This window comes from Roseateles sp. FW305-36 (assembly GCF_058787015.1).
This window is the reverse complement of sequence record NZ_JBYSZK010000015.1, coordinates 141,156-164,270: the sequence shown is the minus strand read 5'-3', so window position 1 is coordinate 164,270 and position 23,115 is coordinate 141,156. Positions and strand designations below refer to the sequence as shown.

Genomic DNA, 23,115 nt, shown 5'->3' with positions numbered 1-23,115 from the left:
GCGGCGTGAGCCCCGACCTCGCCGAAGCCTTCGCCGCTGCCTACCCCGACCTGCTGCGGCTGGCCCGGGCGCGGCTGGCAAGCGAGCAGACACCCATTTCGGCGCAGACCCTGGCCCACGAGCTCTTCCTGGACCTGCACAGCCGCAGCGGCCTGCATTTCGAGAACCGCGCCGCCTTCCTCGCCTATGCCGGCCGCGCGATGCGCTCGATGCTCGTCGACATGGCACGCGAACGCCTGGCCGCCAAGCGCCAGCACGAAGCCCTGCCGCTGACGCTGTCCGGCGCCCTCGCAACCGACGCAGGCAACCCCGAGCGCCTGCTGGCGCTGAACCAGGCCCTCGAGCGCCTGGGCTCGATGGACGAGCGCTTGCTGCGCGTGGCGGAGCTGCGTGCCGTGCTGGGCCTGGAGGTGGCGGAGATCGCCAGCGTGCTCGCCGTCTCCGAGCCCACGGTCAAGCGCGACTGGGTGCGCATCAAGGCCTATCTGCACGAGCAGCTTGGCCCATGAACGGCCCCGGCGCTTCGCTGGCCCTCGACGCCCAGGCCATGGACTGGCTGGGCCGGCTGCTGGACGGCGACGCGACGGCCGAACTGCAGGCCCTGGCGGCACAGGACCCGGCCCTGCACGAGCGCGTGCAGGGCCTGCTGCAGGCCGCGCGCGACCCGCTGGCCTCGCAGCTGATCGCGCAGCCGCTGGCCGAAGCCCTGGCCACCGCACGGCCGGGCGAGGCCATTGCCGGCTACCGGTTGCTGCGGCCATTGGGCCAGGGCGGCATGGCCAGCGTCTGGCTGGCCGAGCGCGCGGAGGGCGGCCTGCGCCGCGAAGTGGCGATCAAGCTGCCGCTGTCGGCCAGCCCGGCCCTGGCCGAGCGCTTCGCGCGCGAGCGCGACGTGCTCGCCGCGCTGGACCACTCCCACATCGCCCGGCTCATCGATGCCGGCGAAGACGCCGGCCGGCCCTATCTCGTGCTCGAGGCCATTGCCGGCGAGCCGCTGCTGGCCCATGCCGAACATCGCCAGCTCGACACTCGCGAACGCGTCGCCCTCCTGCTGCAGGTGCTGGACGCGCTGGCCCATGCCCACGCCCACATGGTGGTGCATCGCGACCTGAAGCCGGCCAACATCCTCGTCGACACGGCCGGCCAGGTGAAGCTGCTGGACTTCGGCATCGCCAAGCTGCTGGCCCCCGATGCCGCCGCGCTGACGCAGGATGCCGCCGCGCTGCTGACGCCGCGCTACGCCGCGCCGGAACAGGTGCTGGGCCGCCCCGTCAGCACGGTTACCGACGTCTATGCCGCCGGCGCGGTGCTGCACGAACTCCTCACCGGCCGCCCACCTCACGAGGCCGACGACGGCATCGCGCTGATGCGCGCCATCGTCCACGAGCCGCCGCGCGCGCCGGGCCTGGGCGCCGACCTGGACACCATCCTTCTCAAGGCCCTGGCCACCGAGCCGACCCATCGCTATGCCTCCGCCGAGCGCATGGCCGAGGACCTGCATCGCTGGCTGGCGCACCGCCCCATCCTGGCCCGCCGCGTGCCCGCCTGGCAGCGCCTGGCCTTGCTGCTGCGCCGCCAGCCGCGCGCGAGCGCCGCCGTCCTCCTGGGCCTCGCGCTGCTGGCCGGTGCCGCCACCGTCGCCGGCTTGCAGGCCCGCGAGAGCGCGGCCCAGCGGGCGCGCGGCGACGCGGTACGCGACTTCGTCTTCCGCATGCTGGCCGATGCCGAGCCTCAGCAAGGGCGCAGCGAGGTCAGCGCCGCCGAGATGGTGGACGCCGCGACCGAGAACGCCAGGCGCGATGTGGCCGACCCGCGCCTGCGCGGCGAGCTGCTGGCCGCGCTGGGCCGCGTCAACGACCGCCTGAATCGCCCCGCCCCGGCCCAGGCGCTGCTGATCGAGGCGACCGCACTGCTGGCGTCGCACGCCCAGGCCGGTGACGCCGTGCTGAACCTGGCCCGTGCCGACCTCGCCCGCAGCCTGCTCAGCGAACAGTCATCGCGCGCCACGACGCTGGCGCGCGAGGTCCTGGCCGACTGCACGGCCGCAGACTGCGCGCGCGCCCGCGCCCAGGCCCACTTCGTGCTGGCCGCGGACGCTTCCTGGCAAGGTCTGGACGCCGCAGCTCTGGCCGAATCCGAGGCCTCGGCGCGCGACACGGAGGCCGCCTACGGACCGGCTTCGACGGAGCTGGCCGTGTCACTGGACAGCATCGCCACCGCCGCGCTCAACCTGGGCCGGCTGCCCGAGGCCGCCAAGGCTCTGGCACGCGCCCGCGGCATCGCCGAGCACCGCGTGATGCGCGCCGCCCAACGCGCGCGGCTGGACCTCGTCGAGGCTGCGCTGCAAGCAGCCACGGGCCAGCTCGACGCCGCGCGCAGCCGGCTGAGACCGTTGCTCGACGCGCCGGCATCCTGGTATGAACGCGCCGCACAGTGGCGCACGCTGGCCCAGATCGAGGTCCTGCGGGGTGACGCCGCGGCCGCCATGGCCGCTGCCGCCGCGGCACGCGATGTGCTGCCGGCCAGCTGGCAAGGCCGCGCCCAGGGCTGGCTGGCGCGCGCCGCCTGGGGCCAGGCCGCGTCGCTGGCCGGCCGTCACGAGGAAGCCCTCGCCGCCCTGCGCGAGGCCGTCGCCGGGTTGGCCGACAACGATCTGGCCGCGGCCTCCATACGCCGCCAGACCGTGCAGCGCCAGCTCGCCGAGGCCCTGCTGCGCAGCGGCAGCGCCGGCCACACACGCGAGGCTCTCGGTCGGTTGCAGGCTTTGCAGGTGGAGGCCAACCCGCTCGAAGCCGCGCTGAGGCTGGACGCCCTGGCTTGCGCCCAGGCGCGTCTCAGCGAGCCGGGTGCGGCGGCGCAGCTGCAGGAATCAGGGGCCCGGTGGGCCGGCCTGCTGCCGCCCGAGCATCCCTGGCGACGCCGCCATGACCAGGTCGTGGCGGGCCTGCCGGGCTGCGCCGTCTGGCAGTGAAGCGCGCTAGCCGCGCGGCTTCTGCGTCGCGATCAGCACGGCCTGGGTGCGCGAGCTGGCACCCAGGGCCTTGAAGACGGCAGCGACATGGTCCTTGACGGTCTCGACGCTGACGCCCAGTTCACGGGCGATCAGCTTGTTGGACAGGCCTTGGGTCAGCAGATGCAGCACATGCTTCTGGCGCGGTGTCAGCGGCAGCTCGGCCCAGTCGGGCATGGATGCTCCCGCATTGGCCGGGGCGGGCGTGTCGTCGACCCGCGGTTTCAACGGGGGCACATAGGTGCCACCGGCCAGCACCAGGTGCAGGGCCTGCACCAGGGTGTTCAGGTCGCTGCGCTCGGGCACATAGCCCATGGCGCCGGCGCCCAGGGCCTGCAGGGCTTCCTCGGTGTCGTCGCTGCCGGAGATGACGACGACGGGCAAAAGCAGGTGTTCGCGATGGATCTGCTGCAGCAGCTCGAAGCCGCCTTCCACATGCAGGTCCAGCAGCACCAGGCGCGGGATGGCCTGATCCAGCGCGGCGCGCGCAGCGGCGACGCTGTCCACGCCCTGCACCTGAGCGCCAGCGAAATGCTGCTCGATCAGGCCGGTGAGCGCGGCGCGCACCATGGGAAAAGCATCGACCAGCAAGACCCTCATCGCACACCAAGCCTGTTCATTGGGCGCCGATGATAGTCAACGCAGGGCCGCCGCCAGCAAAGGTTTTGCCCAGGCCGGCACGCTGCGCAAAGGCGAGTGCGCCATGACACGCCCGCGAAGCATCTGCAAAAGCAGCAGGGGCTGGGGCCGGCGACCGGCACGCGGGTCGGCCTCGAAGCTGTTGTCGTAGAGGCGCAGGCTGGCGAGATGGGGCATGAGCTTGATGAGATTGCTGCGGCTGGCGTCAAAGCGCTCGCGCACCTTGGCCTCGGGAATATCGTGCCCGCCCGCGGCCACGCGCGCCTTGATGCGGCGCAAATGCAGCTCGGGTGTCGCCAGACCCGCGTACCAGACATGCACCTCGGCGCCATCCCTGGCGCCGTCCAGAAGCAGCTTGACGATGCTGGTGCCACCCAGCGTCGTCTCGAAGGCATAGGTCAACCCCTCGGCCAATGCCTTCTCCAGGCCATGGCGGCCCAGGGTCCAGGCCAGGCCGTTGGCCTGTTCGGCGGTCAGGCCCGGCTGCTGCTCGCGCAGCCGCCGGGCGGCGATGTCGGGGTTGAAGAATTCGGCGCCGCTGGCCTGGAGGGCCGCGCCGCCGATGGAACTCTTGCCGGCGCCGTTGACACCGGCCAGCACGAACAGTCTCGCGGGCAAGGCTCAGGCGGCCTTCTTGATGCGGGCGCGGCCGGGTTTGGCGGCCTTCACGGCATGGGCTCCGAGGGCTTCGGGCGCCATCGCGAAGGCGTCTTCCAGCGCATCGCCCTGCTCCTGCATGCGCGCCAGCATGGCGTCGAACTCGCCGCCCAGGGCGCCCAGGTCGGGTTCCGCGGCGCGTTGCAGCTCGCGGTAGCGCTCCACCGACATCAGCACGAAGGCGGGCTGGTCGTGCTTGGTGATCAGCACCGCGCCATGGGTCGCCACCGTGCGGCCGACCTTCTGGATACCGGCCACGAGCTGGGTGGCCGACACGCTGGGCAACTGGTCGGCCAGGGCTTGTTCGAGGACTGCGGACATGGAAGTCTCCAATGGCAATTTGGGTATTTTGCCCCTTTTATATAAATCACCCAAATTTCCAAATCACCAAGCCACCCACCCCGGCGCCCCCTCGAGGGAAGCGGCGAAGCCGCTTCGGGGGTGGGACGTCAGTGCGCCTCTTCCCAGTTCGAGCCCACGCCCACTTCCGCCAGCAGGGGCACCTTGAGCTGGGCCACGCCAGCCATCAGGCGCGGCACCTCGGTGCGCATCCAGTCCAGCTCGGCCTCGGGCACCTCGAAAACCAGTTCGTCGTGCACCTGCATGACGATCTTCGACTGCTTGCCGGCGCGGTCCAGTTCCGCCTGCACGGCCAGCATGGCCAGCTTGATGAGATCGGCCGCCGTGCCCTGCATGGGCGCGTTGATGGCCTGGCGCTCGGCACCGGCGCGGCGCGGGCCGTTGCCACCGCGGATCTCGGGCAGGTAGATGCGCCGGCCGAACAGCGTCGACACATAGCCCAGCTCGGCCGCGCTCGCCTTGGTCTCGTCCATGTACTTCTTCACGCCGGCAAAGCGGGTGAAGTAGCGCTCGATGTAGTCCTTGGCGGCCTTCTGCTCGATGCCCAGCGCCGAGGCCAGGCCGAAGGCGCCCATGCCGTAGATGAGGCCGAAGTTGATGGTCTTGGCATAGCGGCGCTGCTCGCTCGACACCTCGCCCAGGGCGACGCCGAACACCTCGGACGCGGTCGCCTTGTGCACGTCCTGGCCTTCCTGGAAGGCCTTCAGCAGGCCGGGGTCCTCGCTGATGTGGGCCATGATGCGCAGCTCGATCTGGGAGTAGTCGGCGCTGATGATCTTGAAGCCCGGCGGCGCCACGAAGGCCTCGCGCACCTTGCGGCCTTCCGCCGTGCGGATGGGGATGTTCTGCAGATTCGGCTCGTTGCTGGACAGCCGCCCCGTCACCGCCACGGCTTGGGCGTAGTTGGTGTGCACGCGGCCGGTGTGGGCATTGATCTGCAGCGGCAGCTTGTCGGTGTAGGTGCTCTTGAGCTTGGATAGGCCGCGGTATTCGAGGATCTTGGCCGGCAGCGGGAAGTCGGCCGCCAGCTCGGTCAGCACCTCTTCGTCGGTGGACGGCGCGCCGGTGGCCGTCTTTTTCACGACGGGCAGGCCCAGCTTGGTGAACAGGATGTCGCCGATCTGCTTCGGGCTGCCGATGTTGAAGGGCTGGCCGGCGATCTCGTAGCACTGCTGCTCCAGCAGCACCAGGCGCTGGCCGATCTCATGGCTTTGCAGCTTGAGGCGCTCGGCGTCGATCAGCACGCCGTTGCGCTCGATGCGCGCCAGCAGCTCGGCCGTCGGCATCTCGATGTCGCGGTAGATGCGCGTCAGCCCCAAGTCGGCCTCGATCTGCGGCCACAACACGCTGTTCAGGTGCAGGCACATCTCCGAGTCTTCGCCCGAATAGGTCGTGGCCTTGGCCACGTCGACCTGGGCGAAGGGGATCTGGTGGGCGCCCTTGCCGCACAGGTCCTCGTAGCTCAGGCCCTTGCGGCCGAGGTGGCGCTCGGCCAGGGCCTCGAGGTTGTGGGTCTTGTGCGCCTCCAGCACATAACTCTGCAGCAGGGTGTCGTGCTGGACGCCACGCAGGGTGATGCCGTGGTTGGTCAGCACATGCCAGTCGTATTTGAGGTTCTGGCCGATCTTCTTGGCCGACTCGTCCTCCAGCCAGGGCTTCAATCGCGCCAGCACCGCATCCAGCGGCAACTGCTCGGGTGCATCCGGGCCGCTGTGCGCCAGCGGGATGTAGGCCGCCTCGCCGGGCTTGTCGGCAAAGGAGATGCCGACGATGCGCGCGGCCATCGGGTCCAGCGAGTCGGTCTCCGTGTCCACGGCACACAGCGGCGCGGCATGCAGGCGCTGGATCCAGGCCTCGAGCTGCTCGGACGTGAGGATGGTTTCGTACTGGCGCGCGATGTCGGCCGCGCCGGCGGGCGGCTCGGGCTCGTCGAACAGGCCGGGGTTGGCCACCGGCGCCGCCTTGGGCTTGGCCACCACCGCCGTGCCTGTCAGTTCCTCCAGCCATTGCTTGAAGCCGTTGCGGGCATAGAACTCGCCCAGCGCCGTCTTTTCGGGTTCGCGGAAGGCCAGCTCCTCCAGCTCGGGCCAGCCCGGCACATGCTCGGCCAGCTCGCAGTCCAGCTTGACCGTGACCAGCTTGCGTCCCATGGGCAGCCAGTCCAGCGCGGCGCGCAGGTTCTCGCCCGCCTTGCCCTTGACGGTGGGCGCGGCGGCGATGACACCGTCCAGCGAACCATACTCGGCAATCCACTTGGCGGCCGTCTTGGGGCCGACGCCGGTCACGCCCGGCACGTTGTCCACCGTGTCGCCCATCAGCGTCAGGTAGTCGATGATGCGGTTGGGCGCCACGCCGAACTTCTCCAGCACGCCGGCCTCGTCCAGGCGCTCGTTGCTCATGGTGTTGATGAGTTCCACGTCCGGGTTGACCAGTTGGGCCAGGTCCTTGTCGCCGGTCGACACGATGACGCGGTGGCCCTGGGCCGCGCCGATGCAGCACAGGGTGCCGATGACGTCGTCCGCCTCGACGCCCGCCACCGTCAGCGTCGGCCAGCCCAGCAGCTTGACGACCTCGTGGATGGGTTCGATCTGGGCGCGCAGCTCCGGCGGCATGGGCGAGCGCTGAGCCTTGTACTCGGGATACCAGTCGTCGCGGAAGGTCTTGCCCGGCGCGTCGAACACGCAGACGGCGTGCTCGGCGCCGATGTCGCTCTGCAGCTTCTTCAGCATGGCCACCATGCCACGCACCGCCCCGGTGGGCTGGCCCTCGGGGCCGCGCAGGTCGGGCATGGCATGGAAGGCGCGGTAGAGGTAGCTGGAGCCGTCGACCAGCAGCAGGATGGGTTTACTCATGGCGACGGATTGTCCGGCAGCCCGCCACCTAGAATCGGCAGCATGTTGCGCCTTGCCGTACCCCTGCTGATCGCTGCCCTCGCCGGCGGCGCCCTCGCCGACCCACCGCCCGAACCCAAGGTCGAAAAGACCGTGGCCGAGGATGACCAGGTGCGCATCGAGGAGCTGAAGGTGCGCGGCGAGACCAAGAAGGTCACGGTCAAGAACAAGAACAGCAAGGCACCGGACTACGAAATCGTCGTCAACGATGCGGGCCGCGAATCGGCCGGCGGCACCGGCACGGGTCTGCCCAAGAGCGGCTCGGGCACACGGGTCTGGCGAGTCCTCAATTTCTGATCGCGGGCGGCCCGTTGGCCGCTTTTTCGACCCATGGCCGTTTTCACCGAAGTCAGCCCAGCGCAGGCGCAAGCCCTGCTGGATCATCTCGCCCTCGGGCAGCTCGGCTCGCTGCGCGGCATCGGGGCGGGCATCGAGAACACCAACTACTTCGTCGACTGCACCCAGGGCGACGGCCATCTGCACCGCTATGTGCTGACGCTGTTCGAGCGCCTGACCGCCGAGCAGCTGCCCTTCTACCTGCGGCTGATGCAGCACCTGGCCCAGCGCGGCGTGCCGGTGCCCGAGCCGCATGCCGATGCCAAGGGCGAGATCCTGTTCGAAGTCGCCGGCAAGCCCGCGGCCATCGTCGACCGACTGCATGGTGGCCACCAGCTGGCGCCCGACGCCTTCCATTGCAGCCAGGTCGGCGCCACGCTGGCCCGCATGCACCTGGCCGGCCGGGACTTCCCGCTCTACCAGCCCAATCTGCGTGGCCTGCCCTGGTGGCGCGAGGTGGCGCCGCGCCTGCTGCCCTTCCTGGACGCGGCCGAGACCGAGCTGCTGCAAAGCGAGCTGGCCTACCAGGAGCAGCTGGCGGCGTCGCCGCGCTATGCCGACCTCCTGAAACGTCATTCAGGCCCCATCCACGCTGACCTGTTCCGCGACAACGTCATGTTCGAGCCCGGCGAGGGCCCGGGCCGCGAACGCCTGACCGGCTTCTTCGATTTCTATTTCGCCGGCTGCGACACCTGGCTGTTCGACCTCGCCGTCTGCCTGAACGACTGGTGCATCGACCTGACGGACGGCCGCCTCATCGAGGAGCGCGCCAGCGTCTTCGTCGCTGCCTACGAAAGCGTGCGGCCGCTGTCCGGCGCCGAGCACCGCCTGCTGCCCGCCCTGCTGCGCGCGGCGGCCCTGCGCTTCTGGCTGTCGCGCCTGTACGACCTGCACCTGCCGCGCGAGGCCAGCCTGCTCAAGGCCCACGATCCGCGCCACTTCGAGCGCGTGCTGCGCGAGCGTATCGCCAAGCCCTGGCATGCGCTGCACGACGGAGCCGCCGAATGACCATGCAGCTGCATCTGCAGCAGGTGCCGGCGGGCAACGGCCGGCTGTGGATACGTCATGGCTTCAAGGTCTTCCGCCGCCAGCCGCTGGCCTTCTCGGGCCTGCTCGGCCTGGCGCTGTTCGTCTCCATGCTGGTGGGCGCCCTGCCCTTCGTCGGCCCCATGCTGGGCCTGATGGGCATTCCCGTCTTCTCGCTGGGCTTCATGCTGGCCACGCATCTGGCGCTGCAACGCAAGCGGCCCGGCGTCGAGGTCTTCATCACCCCCTTCAAGCTGACGCGCGAACGGCGCCGCCATCAGCTCGTGCTGTGCACGGGCTTTGCACTGGCCATGCTGCTCATCCTGCTGCTGGCCGACCAGATCGACGGCGAAGTCACACGCGAGCTGATGGAGCTGATGAAGAAGGACGCCAATTCCGACGCCATCGCGGCCATCGCGGCCGACCCGCGCCTGGTCTGGGGTTTCGCGACCCGCGCCATCGGCATGACCCTGCTGTCGGTGCCCTACTGGCATGCCCCGGCCCTGGTGCACTGGGGCGGGCAGAGCGCGGCCCAGGCGCTGTTCTCCAGCACGCTGGCCCTGTGGCGGAACAAGGGCGCCTTCGCCTTGAATGGCTTGCTGTGGGCGGGGCTGGCATTCGCCTGCAGCGGCGTCATCAGCATCGTCTTCGGCCTGCTCGGCCTGCTGCAGCTTGCGCCGCTCGCCTCCATCGCCTGCTTCCTGGTGCTGATGTCGGTGTTCTACGCCTCGCTGTATTTCAGCTTCGTCGACTGCTTCATGTTCGGCGCGCCGCAGAACCTGCTGGACGACAAGCAGGCCTGACGCCGCCGTCGGTGGACCGGGAGGTCCATCGCCACGCCGTGTTTTCACGCGGCTGACATGCAGGTTTCCTACATTGCGCGGCTCGTGCCGGGCCGGCGTGCGACCTCGCGCGAAGCCCGGCTGTGCAGTCTTCTTTCCTAGCAGTCGCCCCATGTCCGAACCCCTGAATCGCCGCCATGCCCTGAAGTACCTGGGCGCCCCGTTGATGCTTCCTATCGCTGGAACTGTGGGCGGCACCGCCGTCGCCAGCCTGCTGGCCGGCTGCGGTGGCGGCAGCGATGACAACCACACGCCCGTCGCCGACTACGCTTCCGCCAGCTTCGTGGCCATGGCCGCGCCCAGCCTGGCCACACCGGCCGACATGGCCAAGACCCTCGTCAACTCGACGCTGATGGTCAAGTTCAGCGACGACAGCACCCAAGGCTTCTCGCTGGCCTACGCCCCCTTCTTCACCACCGGTGACCTGGTCTCCGACGGCAAGGGCGGCACCGTCCTGGCAGGCGGTTATGTCGACTTCGCCGGCAAGCCCATCATCGACACCACCGTCGCCGGCAAGGACCGCCAGTTCTTCAGCGACTCGCCCGACGGCACCTCGCTGCTCAAGCTGGACAACCCGACCGTCACGGGCCTGAAGGGCAATGCCGTCTTCGCCGTCGTGCAGTTCGAATACACGACCTGGGCCCAGGACGGCAAGACCGACATGTACGGCCGCCTGCCCTCGCCCATCGCCGTGCTGACGCTGGACCAGGACCCCGCCACCGGCCGTCTGTCGCTGGTCAAATACCACAACGTCGACACCTCGCCCGCCATGGGCCTGTGGATCACCTGCGGCGCCAGCCTGTCGCCCTGGGGCACCCATCTGTCCAGCGAAGAGTACGAGCCCGACGCCTTCACCCTCGCCAGCAACGCGCAGTTCAAGGCCTACAGCAAGAACCTGTTCGGCGACGAGACCAAGGCCAACGCCTACCACTACGGCCACCTGCCCGAAGTGACCGTCAACCCCGACGGCACCGGCACCATCAAGAAGCACTACTGCCTGGGCCGCATCTCGCACGAGCTGATCCAGGTCATGCCCGACAACCGCACCGCCATCATGGGCGACGACGCGACCAACGGCGGCTTCTTCATGTTCGTCGCCGACAAGGAGAAGGACCTCTCCGCCGGCAGCCTCTACGTCGCCAAGTTCGGCGCCGGCTTTTCGCTGGACACAGCCGCCGCCGGAGCGCCCATCACCTGGATCAAGCTCGGCTCGGCCACCAGCGCCGAGATCAAGGCCCTGGCCGACACCCTGAAGGCCACGGACATCATGGACGTGTCCACGACCGACCCGGCGGATGCCACGTTCACCAAGATCTGGCTCAGCGGCAAGGTGCAGTGGGTGCGCGTCAAGGCCGGCATGGACAAGGCCGCCGCCTTCCTGGAGACGCATCGTTATGCAGCCCTCAAGGGTGGCTCGATGGCCTTCACCAAGATGGAAGGCACGACCGTCAATGTCAAGGACAAGGTCGCCTACTCGGCCCTGCAGAACATGCAGAGCTCCATGGTCAAGGCCAATGCCGCCTGGAACGCCGACTACAACATCGGCATCGACAAGGCCTTGAACGCCGGCGGCGTGCTGGCCCACACGCTGAGCAGCGGCCAGAAGGACAGCGCGGGCACCGCCATCAACAGCGACTGGGCGCCCTCCCTGACCAAGACCCTGCTGATCGGCGAAGACCTCGCCACGGCCGACGCCCTGGGCAATCTCGCCAACCCCGACAAGATCGGCGCGCCGGACAACCTGAAGTTCTCGGAGAAGCTGCGCACCCTCTTCATCGGCGAGGACAGCAGCTACCACGTCAACAACTTCATCTGGGCCTACAACGTCGACACCAAGCAGCTGAGCCGCATCGCCTCCATGCCCTCGGGCGCGGAAGCCACGGGCCTGGGCGTCGTCGACGACCTGAACGGCTGGACCTACATCACCAGCAACTTCCAGCACCCGGGCGACTGGGGCGTGCCGCTGCACAACGTCGTCAAGGCCACGCTGGACCCGCTGGTGCGCGCCAACTACAAGGACCGCTTCGGCGCCCAGGTCGGCTATCTGACCGGCGCCGTCAGCAGCGTGAAGCTGGCCAAGACCGTCGTCTGACGGTCAATCACGCGCCGCGCGTGTCAGCCAAGGGCCGCGCGAGCGGCCCTTTTTCATGGGGTCGCCTCGTCGTCGGCCTCGCGGGCCACGTCGGCGCTCAGCTCGCCGGTCCCCGCATGACGGCGCTCGCGATCCTGCTGCCTGCCCAGCGCCGAGTCGAGCGCCCGCGTCAACTTGTCGGCTGCGCCCTCGATCGCCTGGTGCAGGCTTTCGGCCTGGTGCTTGACCGCGATGTTCTTCAGTCCCGCCACGCGCGCCTCCAGCAGGCAGCGCATGTCGTCGGGCCCTGATTTCTCGCCACTGTTCATGTCGCCCAGATGCGCCTCCACATGCGTCACCTGGCCCTGGTAGTGGCCAACGGCGTCGCGGATCACACCCTCGACATGCTCGATCAGCTTCTCGCGACCTTCGACATGGTTGTCGGTCTCGATCTGTACCTGCATCGCAGCTCCTCTCGGCGCACGGACTTCGCGCGGATTCAGGGAATGGGGCAAGTGACGTGCCGTGAGGGGCGTCTTGCCGGGAAGCGCCCTCAGCGCTCCCGCGGAATCGAGTAGGTGCCGGTGGCATGCGCGACCGGCTCGTCCTCACCCTCGGAAAAGATGAAAACCTCGCCCACGGCGAGGGCCTTGCCCAGCTTCATCAACCGGCAGCGCGCGATGACGCGACGGTCGGCGCGCGGCTTGCGCAGGAAGTTGATCGACAGATTGGTCGTCACCGCCAGCGGCACGATGCCGATGCGCGCCAGGATGGCGAGATACAGGGCCACGTCGGCCAGCGTCATCATGACCGGACCCGACACCGTGTTGCCGGGGCGCAGCTCACGCTCGCCCACGGGGTGGGCGACGACGACGCTACCGTCCTCTTCGTCCACCTCCTCCAGCGTGCAACGGTTCTGCGGGAACTCGGCCAGCAAGAAGGCGTTCAGCTCGGCATGTGAGGGGCGGTGTTCGGTCATGGGCAATTGCAAGGAAATGCGAAGACGGCGCCGGCTAGCCTAGCACCGGCTCAGAATCGGCCCATGGACGTCACCGACCGCAGCTTCACCGGTTCCATCCCCGAGCTCTACGAGCGCTATATGGTGCCGCTGATCTTCGAGCCCTATGCGCTCGACCTGGCAGCCAGGGCGGCCGCGCTGCGGCCCAGCGACGTGCTGGAGATCGCCGCGGGCACCGGCGTATTGACGCGTCGGCTGGCGACCGAGCTGCCGCCGGAAACGAACATCATCGCCAGCGACCTCAACGCGACCATGATCGACATGGCCGCCACCCTGGGCACCGAACGCCCGGTCGAATGGCGGTTGGCCGATGCCATGGCCCTGCCCTTCGAGGACGAGAGCTTCGACCTCGTGGCCTGCCAGTTCGGCGCCATGTTCTTCCCCGACAAGGCCCATGCGTATGCCGAGATCCGTCGCGTGCTGAAGCCGGGCGGCTATTTCCTGTTCAACGTCTGGGACCACATCGACAGCAACGAGCTGGCCAAGACCGCGACCGACGCCCTGGCCCGGGCCTTCCCCGACGACCCGCCGCGCTTCATGGCGCGCACGCCGCACGGCTATCACGATGTCCATGCGCTGCGCGCCGACCTGGAAGCCGGCGGCTTCGAGCGCGAGGCCGACATCGTCACGCTGCCAATGCGGGCCAAGGCCGAATCCCCTTCACCCGCCGCCCTGGGCTATTGCCAGGGCACGCCGCTGCGCACCGAGATCGAGGCGCGTGCACCGGGCCGCCTGCCCGAACTGACGGCCCTGGTGGCCCGTGCCTATGCCGATCGCTTCGGCGCCGGCCCCATAGACACGCGGATCCAGGCCCACGTCGTCATCATTGGTCGTTAATCGATCGGCGTCAGCTTCGCGACCGACAAGGCCAGCCACTTCGTCCCGTGCCGGCCGAAGTTGACCTGGGCCCGCGCATCCGCACCCGCGCCCTCCAGCGTCAAGAGCACGCCTTCACCGAACTTGGTGTGGAAGACGCCCTTGCCGACACGCAGGCCGCCGTGCTCCTCGGAGACCTTCTGCTTCATGCTGGCCGGCACCGGCGGCTCCACCCAGGCGGCGCGCCGCTGCGGCACACGGCCGGCGCCCACCATGCCCTTGAGGCCGCTGCCCCGGTCCCAGGCCTGCTGGTACTCGCGCGCAAAGCCCGAGCCGAAGCCCTGGTTGCGCGGCGTCAGCCACTTCAGCGCCTCCTCGGGCAGCTCATCGAAGAAGCGGCTCTTGATGTGATAACGCGTCTGGCCGTGCAGCATGCGCGTCTGGCAGAAGCTCAAAGAGAGCTTCTTGCGCGCCCGCGTGATGGCCACATACATCAGCCGCCGCTCTTCCTCCAGGCCGTCGTGGTCGGACATGGAGTTCTCGTGCGGGAACAGGCCTTCTTCCAGGCCCGTGATGAAGACGGCGTCGAACTCCAGGCCCTTGGCCGAGTGCACCGTCATCAGCTGCACGGCGTCCTGGCCCGCCTGCGCCTGGTTGTCGCCGGCCTCCAGTGAGGCGTGGGTCAGGAAGGCCACCAGCGGCGACATGATCTCGCCGGTCTCGGCGTCCGGCACCGCGCCCGGCGTGCCCGTGGATTGGACGCTGGGCGCCACCTCGTCCACCGGCAGGCCCACGGCGTTCTTGCCGAAGCCCTCCTGCATGACGAAGGCCTCGGCCGCGTTGATCAGTTCATCCAGGTTCTCCAGCCGCTCGGCGCCGTCCTTGTCGGTGCGGTAGAAGTCCAGCAGGCCCGAGGTCTCCAGCACCTGCTCGATGATCTCGCGCAGCGTCATGCCCTGCGTGAGGTTGCGCGTCGAATCGATCAGGTTGGTGAAGGCGACCAGGTTGGCGCCGCCCTTGCCGGTGATGGCGCCCACGCTCTGGTAGAGGCTGCGTCCGCTGGCCTTGGCCGCGTCCTGCAGGTTCTCCAGCGTCTTGGCGCCGATGCCGCGCGTCGGGAAGTTGACGACGCGCAGGAAGCTGGTGTCGTCGTTGGCGTTCTCCAGCAGGCGCAGATAGGCCAGCGCATGCTTGACCTCGGCGCGCTCAAAGAAGCGCAGGCCGCCGTAGACGCGGTAGGGAATGCCGGCATTGAACAGCGCCGACTCGATGACCCGCGACTGCGCATTGCTGCGGTAGAGGATGGCGATCTCCTGCCGGTCCAGGCCACCGCGGTGAAGCTGCTGGATCTCCTCGATGACCCATTGCGCCTCGGCGAAGTCGCTGGGCGCCTCCTGCACGCGGATGGGGTCGCCCTGGCCGGCGTCGGTGCGCAGCGTCTTGCCCAGGCGCTGGGTGTTGCGGCTGATCAGCTCGTTGGCAGCGTCCAGGATGTGGCCGAAGCTGCGGTAGTTCTGCTCCAGCTTGATGACCTTCCTGACGCGGTACTCACGCTCGAAGTCGGCCATGTTGCCGACGCGCGCGCCACGGAAGGCATAGATGCTCTGGTCGTCGTCACCCACGGCGAGCACGCTCTGGCCATCGTCTCTGCCCGGCGGGGCAAACATCTTCAGCCAGGCGTATTGCAGCTTGTTGGTGTCCTGGAACTCGTCGACCAGGAGGTGGCGGAAGCGCCGCTGGTAATGCTCGCGCACGGCCGGGTTGTCGCGCAGCAGCTCGTAGCTGCGCAGCATCAGCTCGGCGAAGTCCACCACGCCTTCGCGCTGGCACTGGTCCTCGTAGTTGGCGTAGATCTCGACGAGCTTGCGCGTCTGCTCGTCGCGCTGCTCCACATCACCCGGGCGCAAGCCGTCTTCCTTGCAGCCGGCGATGAACCAGCCGACCTGCTTCGGCACAAAACGCTCCTCGTCCAGCTTCATCGCCTTGATGACGCGCTTGACGGCCGAGGTCGTGTCGCTGGCGTCCAGGATCTGGAAGGCCTGGGGCAGGTGCGCCAGCTTCCAGTGCGCGCGCAGGAAGCGGTTGCACAGGCCGTGGAAGGTGCCTATCCACATGCCGCGCACATTGAAGGGCAGCATGGTGGAGAGGCGCGTCAGCATCTCCTTGGCGGCCTTGTTCGTGAAGGTCACGGCCATCACGCCGCCAGGGCTGACCTGGCCCGTCTGCAGCAGCCAGGCGATGCGCGTGGTCAGCACGCGGGTCTTGCCGGAGCCGGCGCCGGCCAGGATGAGTGCGGGTTCCGGGGCCGCGGTGACGGCGGCCAGTTGCTCGGGATTGAGGTTGCGCAGCAGGGGGCTGGAAGCGGCGTCGACCGCAGCGTCGACAGGGAAGGAAGTCATCGCCGCATTTTAGAGAACCCCCTCTTACAGCTTGGCCGGCACCCACACCGGACGACGCGGGTCCTTGGCGATACTGCTGGTTTTCCCGCAGCCAGCTTTTCTGATGCAACGTTTCACTCTCGCCCTCGGCGCCCTTGCCTTCACCCTCACCGCCCATGCCCAGGACACACCCGACGGCAAGTGGCATGGCGGTCTCAGCGTCTCCGGCGCCTTCGCCAGCGGCAACAGCAGCAGCCGCACCCTGGCCGGCAATGCCGACGCCAGCGTCGCGACGGCCGAAGACAAGCTCAGCCTCTACGGCATCGCCAACTACGGCCGCAACAAGGTCAACGGCATCGACACCACCACCGCCGACCTGCTGCGCGTCGGCGGCCGCTACGACTTCAACCTCGGCACGCAGTGGTTCTCGTTCGGCGGCGCGGAAGGCGAAACCAACAAGGCCGGCGGCGTGCGCGACCGCTACAACGTCAACGGCGGTCTCGGCTACCACCTGCTGAAGGACGACTTCACCAGTTGGGACATCTTCAGCGGTCTGGGCTACACCACCACCCGCCTCACCGACGGCAGCAAGGCCAATGGTGCCCAGGTGCTGTTCGGCGAAGAGTCCAGCCACAAGGTCAGCGAGACGACGACGCTGAAGCAGCGCCTCGTCTACTACCCCGGCGGCGGCGACCTCGGCAACCGCGCCACCTTCGACGCCGGCCTGGCCACGCAGATCAGCGGGGGCTGGACGCTCAATGCAGGCCTGTCGAGCCGTTACGCCAGCCGCGTGCCGGCGGGCACGAAGAAAACAGACAACCTGCTGACGGTCGGCTTCGGCTACAAGTTCTGATTCAACGGCCTTTGCGGACTTTGCCGGCCCGGCCGGCCTTGGACCATTCGTAGGCTTCGCCGTCCGGTGTCTTGCCGCCCTCCACGGCCGAGACGCCGGGCCGGCCCACGCTCTCGTCGAGCTCGGTCGAGATGCTGACATGGCGATGTCCCGCCCGGCGCCTGTCCTCGGCCCAAGCCAGGGCCTGGGTCAGTTGCTTGCTGTCGAAAAACTGGCAGACGGGGGCCGCCTCTTTGCCCTCGTTCTCCAGCCAATACACGACGATGCCCAAATCGTTCTCCGGTCTCAGTGCCTGGCCGCAAGCCTAGCGCCTATCCACCGTCCCACTTCGCGCTCCAGCAGGTCCAGCGGCATGGGCCCGCCGCGCAGCACGGCGTCGTGGAAGTCGCGCAGGTCGAAGCGCGCGCCCAGATCCCGCTCGGCCTTGTCGCGCAGCGCACGGATGCGCAGCTCGCCCAGCTTGTAGCCCAGGGCCTGGGCCGGCCAGCCGATGTAGCGGTCCACCTCGGCCTCGATGAAGCCGGCGCCCAGTGCCGTGTGATCGCGCAGGTAGGCCACGGCCTGCTCGCGGGTCCAGCCCTTGGCATGCAGGCCGGTGTCGACGACGAGACGGCAGGCGCGCCAGATCTCGAAGGACAGCCGGCCGAAATGCTCATGGGCATTGCGGTACAGGCGCATCTCCACGCCGAGGTGCTCGGCATACAGGGCCCAGCCTTCGACATAGGCGTTCAGGTCGTCCAGGCGCCGGAAGGCCGGCAGGTCGTCGCGCTCCTGAGCCAGGGCGATCTGCAGATGATGACCGGGCACACCCTCGTGCAGGGTCCAGGCCGTCAGGCCGTAGAGCGGGCTGTCCTGCACCGCATCGGCATTGACCAGCACCGTGCCGGCCACGCCCTGGGCCAGGCTGCCGGGGTTGTAGCCGGAGGACGAGTCCTTCATCTCCGGCGCCACCACGCGCACGCCGAAGGTCAGCTGCGGCAGGCGCCTGAAATAGGCCGGCAGCAATGCATCGACCCGCTTGGTGACGTCGCGGGTGCGGGTCACATAGTCGTCCAGGCTGGCGGCGCGGAACCGCGGGTCGGCGCGCAACTGCTCGGAGAAGGCGGCCGGGCTGCCGCTAAAGCCGGCACTGGCCATCACCTGGCGCATCTCGGCCTCGATGCGGGCCACCTCCTGCAGCCCCAGCGCGTGGATGGCTTCGGGTGTCATGCGCGTGGAGGCCTGGCGGCGGATCAGATAGGCGTAGTAGGCCCCACCATCGGGCAGGGCCGTGATGCCCAGGGCTGAGCTGGCCGCCGGTACCACCACGCGCTCGAACAGCTCCGCCATCTCGCGCTCGGCCGGCTTCACCGCCTGCCTGACCAGCGCCAGGCCCTCGGCCTGAAACCGTGCTCGCAAAGACACTGGCAGCTCCGCCAGCGGTTTCAGCAGCACATGCGCATCGGCCGCCTGGTCGGCTCGCGCCCGCAGCGCCGTCGCCGTGCGCTCGGCAATCAGCCGGGGTCGCACGAAGCCGCTGGCTGCGCCACGCTTCAGGTTCTCGGCCTGCGCCCGGTAGAAGGCCCGAAAGGCGGCGATCTTGGCCAGCCAGGCACGGGCCTGCGCCTCGTCGCGCAGCACGGCGTTGTCGGCGGCGTAGTTGGCCACCGTGTAGAAGCCGTCGCCGTTGATATAGGGCAGGCGCGACTCGTCGAAGGCCAGGCCCTCGAGCTCCAGTTCCACCCGCTCGGCCAGCAGGTCACGGCTCAGTGCGTCCTCGTGCGCCAGCCGTTTCGGCGCCAGCGCGGCGAGCCGCGACTGCAGGCGCAGCAAGCGCTGCCGGCGTTCGCCCAGGGCCGTAACGCTCTCGTCCGGCCAACGCGACAGCGCAGCGGCATCGCCCAGCAGCGCGGCCCGCAGCGGGTCGGCCGCACGCAGATGGAGGTCGTATTCAGCCAGCAGGCCCCGCCAGCTCGGCACGGCAGACGGCGTCGCGGCAACAGCCATCGGCAGGCCGGCCAGCAAGGGCAGAAGGGCGAGGCGGAGGGCTCGAAGCATGCGGGCTCCCGGTTTGACGCGCGCCATCATGGCATGCAAAACAACTTGCCAAAAGCAATCATCTTGCGGAAGATGCCGGCCATGAGCACCTCAACCCCGGCCCTCGACGTCCGCGCCTTCAACCGCTTCTACACGCGCCACATCGGCCTGTTGTCGCCCAAGCTGCCCGACAGCGAGTTCACCCTGCCCGAGGCCCGTGTGATGTGGGAGCTGGCCCACAACGCGCCGGTGAGCGCGTCGGCCCTGAGCAAGAGCCTGCAGCTCGACGCCGGCTATATGAGCCGCCTGCTGCGCGCGCTGAAGACCCGCGGCCTGCTGGCCGAGCAGGCCCACCCCAGCGACGGCCGCCAGACCCTGCTCAAGCTCAGCGCCGCCGGCAAGCGCGCCTTCGTGCCGCTGGACCACCAGGGCACGGCCAAGGCCGAGGCCATGCTGGCGCCCCTGTCCGCGCCGCAGCGCCAGCTCCTGCTGGGCTCGATGTCGCGCATCCAGGCCATGCTGGAACCTGATGCCACGGCAGCGGTTGAGCTGCGCGCACCGCAACCGGGCGACCTGGGCTGGATCGTCGAGAGGCATGGCGCCTTCTACGCCGCCGAATACGGCCTCAACGCGGGCTTCGAGGCCCTGGTGGCCCGCATCTGCGCCGACTTCGTCGACCGCTTCAATCCCGAGCGTGAGGCCTGCTGGATCGCCGCCCGCGGCGCCGAGCGCCTGGGCAGCGTGATGCTCGTCCGGGCGCGTGACGACAGGACGGGCAAGGTCAAGCCCGGCGTCGCCAAGCTGCGCCTGCTGCTGCTGGAGCCGCATGCCCGCGGCCTCGGTCTGGGCAAACGCCTGGTACGCCAATGCAGCGACTTCGCGCGCGCCGCCGGCTACAAGCGCATCGTGCTGTGGACGCAGAGCGCGCTGACCTCGGCACGGGCCATCTATGCGGCCGAGGGCTACCAGCTCATCCGCAGCGAAGCCGGCCACGGCTTCGGCATCGACGTCGTCAACGAGACCTGGGAGTTGCGCCTCTAGCCCCACCGCACCAGGCGTGTGCAGGACGCTGCACGCTGATGGGGCCACCGCCATGCGCCCACCCCGTGGAGCGTGAGCTTGTGCGCATTCCAAGCGGGTCGGTGCGCTGGCATGCGACTTGCGCCATGCACGCGCATGACAAGCAATCGGGAAGTCAGCATGCCGGCCGCGTCCCTCCAGTTCGGGCCGCCGCGACACCTGCCTACACCCGCCGCCGCCTGCCCCCAGCATCTGGAGCAGGCTGCAGGTTTCGGCCAGTGGTGGTACGACCCGCAGACCGGCGTCAGCCATCTGTCGCCCACGGCGGCCGAATACCTCGAGATGCCCAGCCGTTCAGCGAGTGGCCTCGACACCTGCTTCGGCCATGTCGTCGAGGACGAGCTGCCCGAGTTGATCCGCCTGTGGACCGGCGCCCAGAACCAGCGCCCGCTGGACATCCGTGTCGCCGGCCTGGCCCGCGGCATGCGCTGGCTGCGCGTGACGCCGCTGCCGCCCGACCCGGCGCGGCCGCGCTGGCGCCACGGCCTGCTGCAGGACATCACGGACCTCACCCATGCCGCCGTGCGCGAGCGCCTGGGCTATGCGCTGACCGAGTACCTGGTCGGCACCCACACGCTGGAGGACGCGATCAGCAACGTCATCCAGCTGATCTGCCGCAACCTGGGCTGGGAATGGGGCGCCTACTGGAACATGGAGGACGGCGGCGGCCGCCTGTACTGCCGCCACTTCTGGCACAGGCCCGACGCCAGGCTGGAGCAGTTCAGCGCGGTCAGCGCCTCGCTGAAGATGGCGCCGGGCGAGGGCCTGGTCGGCCGCGTCTGGGCCACCGGCCAGGCCGAGTGGGTGGAGGACATGAGCACCGACCCGCGCTTCCTGCGCCGCGGCAGTGCCCAGATGTGCGGCCTGTGGTCGGGTTATGTCTTCCCGGTCACCTATGTCTCGGACGACGGCGAGCGCCACCGCCCCGGCGTGCTGGAGTTCTACAGCAGCCTGTCGCGCCAGCCCGAGGCCCAGCTGCCCAAGGTCTCGGCCACCATCGGCGCGCTGATCGCCCAGACCGCCCAGCGCCTGGAGACCGAGGCCGTCATCCTGCGCATGGCCCAGGTCGACGAGATGACCGAGCTGGACAACCGCGCGCATTTCTACGCCCAGCTGAACCGCCATTGCGCGCTGAGCCACCAGCAGGGCCGGCGCTTTGCGCTGGTGTTCATCGACCTGGACCGTTTCAAGCCCATCAACGACGCCTTCGGCCACGAGGCCGGCAACGCGGTGCTGCAGGAGTTCGCGAAGCGGCTGCGCAGGCTGGCGCCACCACCGGCCCGCGTCGGCCGCCTGGGCGGTGACGAGTTCGCCGTCCTGGTGCCCGACAGCGGCGATGAGCAGGCGCTGGCGACCCTGGTGGACGCCGTGCTCGCCGCCGCCAACCGGCCCTTCGGCTACGAGGGCGTGGCCCTGACCGTGTCGGCCAGCATCGGCGTCAGCCGCTTCCCCGACAACGGCCAGAGCGGCCCCGAGCTGCTGCGCAGCGCCGACGCGGCCATGTACCGCGTCAAGCAGAACGGCCGCAACGGCAGCAATGTGTTCTCCACCAGCAGCCCCGACACCCTGGCCCAGCAGCGCGCCAAGCTGGCCCAGCGACTGGCCATCGAGACCGAGCTGCACGAGGCCCTGCAGACCGAGCAGCTGCACCTGGTCTACCAGCCCATCGTCGACATTGCCTCGGGCGCCCTGCATGGCGTGGAGGCGCTGATCCGCTGGCGCAAGCCCGATGGCACGGCGGTGCCGCCCGACGTCTTCATTCCCATTGCCGAGCAGAGCGACCTCATCGTCGACATCGGCCGCTGGGTGCTGGGCCAGACCCTGCGCGATCTGGCCTCGCTGAGGGGCGGCGCGTTGGAGAAGCTCAAGGTGCACGTCAACATGGCCGCCTCGGAGTTCACCAGCAGCGCCCTGCCCGAGATGCTGGCAGCCATGTCGGCTGGGCTGGAGGTGCCGCCCTCGCAGATCGCGCTGGAGCTGACCGAGGGCATGCTGATGCGCCAGCCGGAGCAGGTCCGCCGCGTCATGCACCAGCTGCGCGACATCGGCTTCGAGATCTCGCTGGACGACTTCGGCATGGGCCACTCGTCGCTGGCGATGCTGAAGAGCCTGCCCATCAGCTCCTTGAAGATCGACCGCAGCTTCGTGCGCGACCTGCCCACCGGCGACCGCGACCGCGCCATCGCCCAGACCATCGTCGACCTGGGCCGGCATCTGCAGCTGGAGGTCATCGCCGAGGGCATCGAGAGCGCCGAGCAACTGGCGGTGCTGGGCGAATGCGGCTGCGCCTTCGGCCAGGGCTGGCTGCTGGGGCGGCCGCTGCCGCTGGCAGATTTGGTTCAGCGTTTCGCAGACGGCCGCCCATCGCTGCTGCGCACTGAATAGCAAGGCCGTCAGTGCCTGGGTCTGCTTCAGCCGATCCAGAGCTGCTGCGAATCCTCCGGCACCCATACGTCGCGATCTCTACGCATCAGCACGATGAGTCCGATACCGCAGGTCCCGCCACAACTCACGCCAGAGGCAAAAACCGCCTGCTTGCCATCCGTGCTGAAGCCGACGGGCGAGAAGGCCCGATGAGAGCGAGAGCACCCCCACAAGGCAAGACCCGCAAATGGAAGGCTGAGAAGCGTTCGGCGTCGCATGGCTGCCGAGCTGAAGATGCGTCGGGCATTATTCAACCCCGATGAATCCAGATGCCCACTCCTTATGCCCTTGCGGCCGCCCTGCCCCCTACGCGTCCTGCTGCGGCGCCCTGCACCAGGCCTTCGCTTGCGGCCAAGGCCTGGCCGCCGCCACGCCCGAGGCGCTGATGCGCTCGCGCTACTCGGCCTTCGTGCTGGACCTGCGCCCCTATCTCCTCGCCAGTTGGCACACCACCACGCGCCCGGCCGAACTCGAGCCGCCCGAGCCCGGCCTGAAATGGCTGGGTCTCGATGTGAAGCGCAGCACCATTCAGGACCCTGACCATGGCACGGTCGAGTTCGTCGCCCGCAGCAAGCTCGGTGGCCGCGCCCATCGCCTGCACGAGGTGAGCCGCTTCGTGCGCGAGCACGGCGAATGGTTCTACCTGGACGGCGATCCGGAAAACTGACTCCGACCCCAGTTTCCTGCCAGACGGCCGC

General features: G+C 69.0%; 20 protein-coding genes. 11 read left to right on the top strand and 9 right to left on the bottom strand.

Annotated features, from left to right (window positions below):
• Positions 1-5: 5 nt before the first annotated feature.
• Both AC3WOE_RS24090 and AC3WOE_RS24085 read left to right on the top strand, forming a co-directional pair.
• Positions 6-509, top strand: coding sequence for a sigma-70 family RNA polymerase sigma factor (locus AC3WOE_RS24090; RefSeq protein ID WP_492693929.1), 504 nt, complete (start codon positions 6-8; stop codon positions 507-509).
• Positions 506-2,971, top strand: a complete 2,466-nt coding sequence (locus tag AC3WOE_RS24085; RefSeq protein ID WP_492693928.1) for a protein kinase domain-containing protein — start codon at positions 506-508, stop codon at positions 2,969-2,971. The genes AC3WOE_RS24090 and AC3WOE_RS24085 overlap by 4 nt, the downstream gene beginning before the upstream one ends.
• Before the next feature lie 6 nt (positions 2,972-2,977).
• On the opposite strand, the gene AC3WOE_RS24080 is transcribed toward AC3WOE_RS24085, so the two are convergent.
• The 4 genes from AC3WOE_RS24080 to polA all read right to left on the bottom strand — a co-directional run bounded on the left by AC3WOE_RS24080 (position 2,978) and on the right by polA (position 7,518).
• Complete coding sequence (locus tag AC3WOE_RS24080) at positions 2,978-3,610, bottom strand: response regulator transcription factor (protein ID WP_492693927.1); 633 nt, start codon at positions 3,608-3,610, stop codon at positions 2,978-2,980.
• 36 nt (positions 3,611-3,646) lie between these two features.
• Complete coding sequence (locus AC3WOE_RS24075; protein WP_492693926.1) at positions 3,647-4,267, bottom strand: ATPase; 621 nt, start codon at positions 4,265-4,267, stop codon at positions 3,647-3,649.
• 3 nt (positions 4,268-4,270) lie between these two features.
• Positions 4,271-4,627, bottom strand: a complete 357-nt coding sequence (locus AC3WOE_RS24070) for a type II toxin-antitoxin system prevent-host-death family antitoxin (RefSeq protein ID WP_492693925.1) — start codon at positions 4,625-4,627, stop codon at positions 4,271-4,273.
• Positions 4,628-4,755: 128 nt separating this feature from the next.
• Positions 4,756-7,518 (bottom strand): DNA polymerase I, encoded by a 2,763-nt coding sequence (polA, locus tag AC3WOE_RS24065; RefSeq protein ID WP_492693924.1) that lies wholly within the window; start codon positions 7,516-7,518, stop codon positions 4,756-4,758.
• A 42-nt stretch (positions 7,519-7,560) separates the two neighbouring features.
• Here polA and AC3WOE_RS24060 point away from each other — a divergent pair, with 42 nt between their 5' ends.
• The 4 genes from AC3WOE_RS24060 to AC3WOE_RS24045 all read left to right on the top strand — a co-directional run bounded on the left by AC3WOE_RS24060 (position 7,561) and on the right by AC3WOE_RS24045 (position 11,853).
• The gene (locus AC3WOE_RS24060; RefSeq protein WP_492693923.1) at positions 7,561-7,854 is read left to right on the top strand and encodes a hypothetical protein; all 294 of its coding nucleotides are present in this window, start codon (positions 7,561-7,563) and stop codon (positions 7,852-7,854) included.
• 33 nt (positions 7,855-7,887) lie between these two features.
• Complete coding sequence (locus AC3WOE_RS24055; RefSeq protein ID WP_492693922.1) at positions 7,888-8,901, top strand: homoserine kinase; 1,014 nt, start codon at positions 7,888-7,890, stop codon at positions 8,899-8,901.
• Positions 8,898-9,722: a BPSS1780 family membrane protein gene (locus tag AC3WOE_RS24050; protein WP_492693921.1), complete on the top strand. Its 825-nt coding sequence runs from the start codon at positions 8,898-8,900 to the stop codon at positions 9,720-9,722. Before AC3WOE_RS24055 ends, AC3WOE_RS24050 begins: the two co-directional genes overlap by 4 nt.
• Before the next feature lie 151 nt (positions 9,723-9,873).
• Positions 9,874-11,853: a PhoX family protein gene (locus AC3WOE_RS24045; protein WP_492693920.1), complete on the top strand. Its 1,980-nt coding sequence runs from the start codon at positions 9,874-9,876 to the stop codon at positions 11,851-11,853.
• 53 nt (positions 11,854-11,906) lie between these two features.
• Here the strand turns inward: AC3WOE_RS24045 and AC3WOE_RS24040 are convergent, their stop codons facing one another.
• Both AC3WOE_RS24040 and AC3WOE_RS24035 read right to left on the bottom strand, forming a co-directional pair.
• Positions 11,907-12,296: an HPF/RaiA family ribosome-associated protein gene (locus tag AC3WOE_RS24040; protein ID WP_492693919.1), complete on the bottom strand. Its 390-nt coding sequence runs from the start codon at positions 12,294-12,296 to the stop codon at positions 11,907-11,909.
• Between the two features lie 89 nt (positions 12,297-12,385).
• Entirely contained in the window at positions 12,386-12,811 is a 426-nt protein-coding gene (locus AC3WOE_RS24035; protein WP_492693918.1) for a PaaI family thioesterase, read from the bottom strand.
• A gap of 63 nt (positions 12,812-12,874) precedes the next feature.
• Here AC3WOE_RS24035 and AC3WOE_RS24030 point away from each other — a divergent pair, with 63 nt between their 5' ends.
• Positions 12,875-13,687 (top strand): class I SAM-dependent methyltransferase, encoded by an 813-nt coding sequence (locus AC3WOE_RS24030; protein WP_492693917.1) that lies wholly within the window; start codon positions 12,875-12,877, stop codon positions 13,685-13,687.
• Here AC3WOE_RS24030 and AC3WOE_RS24025 read toward each other — a convergent pair.
• Positions 13,684-16,065: a UvrD-helicase domain-containing protein gene (locus AC3WOE_RS24025; RefSeq protein ID WP_492693916.1), complete on the bottom strand. Its 2,382-nt coding sequence runs from the start codon at positions 16,063-16,065 to the stop codon at positions 13,684-13,686. The genes AC3WOE_RS24030 and AC3WOE_RS24025 overlap by 4 nt on opposite strands.
• A gap of 103 nt (positions 16,066-16,168) precedes the next feature.
• On the opposite strand from AC3WOE_RS24025, the gene AC3WOE_RS24020 reads away from it, so the two are divergent.
• Positions 16,169-16,897, top strand: a complete 729-nt coding sequence (locus tag AC3WOE_RS24020; RefSeq protein ID WP_492693915.1) for a DUF481 domain-containing protein — start codon at positions 16,169-16,171, stop codon at positions 16,895-16,897.
• 1 nt (position 16,898) lies between these two features.
• Here AC3WOE_RS24020 and AC3WOE_RS24015 read toward each other — a convergent pair whose 3' ends face one another.
• Together AC3WOE_RS24015 and AC3WOE_RS24010 are read right to left on the bottom strand one after the other, a co-directional pair.
• Positions 16,899-17,168 (bottom strand): hypothetical protein, encoded by a 270-nt coding sequence (locus AC3WOE_RS24015; RefSeq protein ID WP_492693914.1) that lies wholly within the window; start codon positions 17,166-17,168, stop codon positions 16,899-16,901.
• 14 nt (positions 17,169-17,182) lie between these two features.
• A complete protein-coding gene (locus AC3WOE_RS24010) occupies positions 17,183-18,934 on the bottom strand; it encodes a DUF885 domain-containing protein (RefSeq protein WP_492693913.1) in 1,752 nt (583 codons plus the stop codon).
• Between the two features lie 81 nt (positions 18,935-19,015).
• On the opposite strand from AC3WOE_RS24010, the gene AC3WOE_RS24005 reads away from it, so the two are divergent.
• The 3 genes from AC3WOE_RS24005 (at position 19,016) to AC3WOE_RS23995 (ending at position 23,084) form a co-directional block, all read left to right on the top strand.
• Positions 19,016-19,954 (top strand): bifunctional helix-turn-helix transcriptional regulator/GNAT family N-acetyltransferase, encoded by a 939-nt coding sequence (locus tag AC3WOE_RS24005; protein ID WP_492693912.1) that lies wholly within the window; start codon positions 19,016-19,018, stop codon positions 19,952-19,954.
• A 135-nt stretch (positions 19,955-20,089) separates the two neighbouring features.
• Entirely contained in the window at positions 20,090-22,378 is a 2,289-nt protein-coding gene (locus tag AC3WOE_RS24000; RefSeq protein ID WP_492693911.1) for a putative bifunctional diguanylate cyclase/phosphodiesterase, read from the top strand.
• A gap of 298 nt (positions 22,379-22,676) precedes the next feature.
• Positions 22,677-23,084 carry a YchJ family protein gene (locus AC3WOE_RS23995; RefSeq protein ID WP_492693910.1) on the top strand — a complete coding sequence of 136 codons (408 nt, stop codon included), beginning with the start codon at positions 22,677-22,679 and terminating at the stop codon, positions 23,082-23,084.
• Positions 23,085-23,115: the final 31 nt, after the last annotated feature.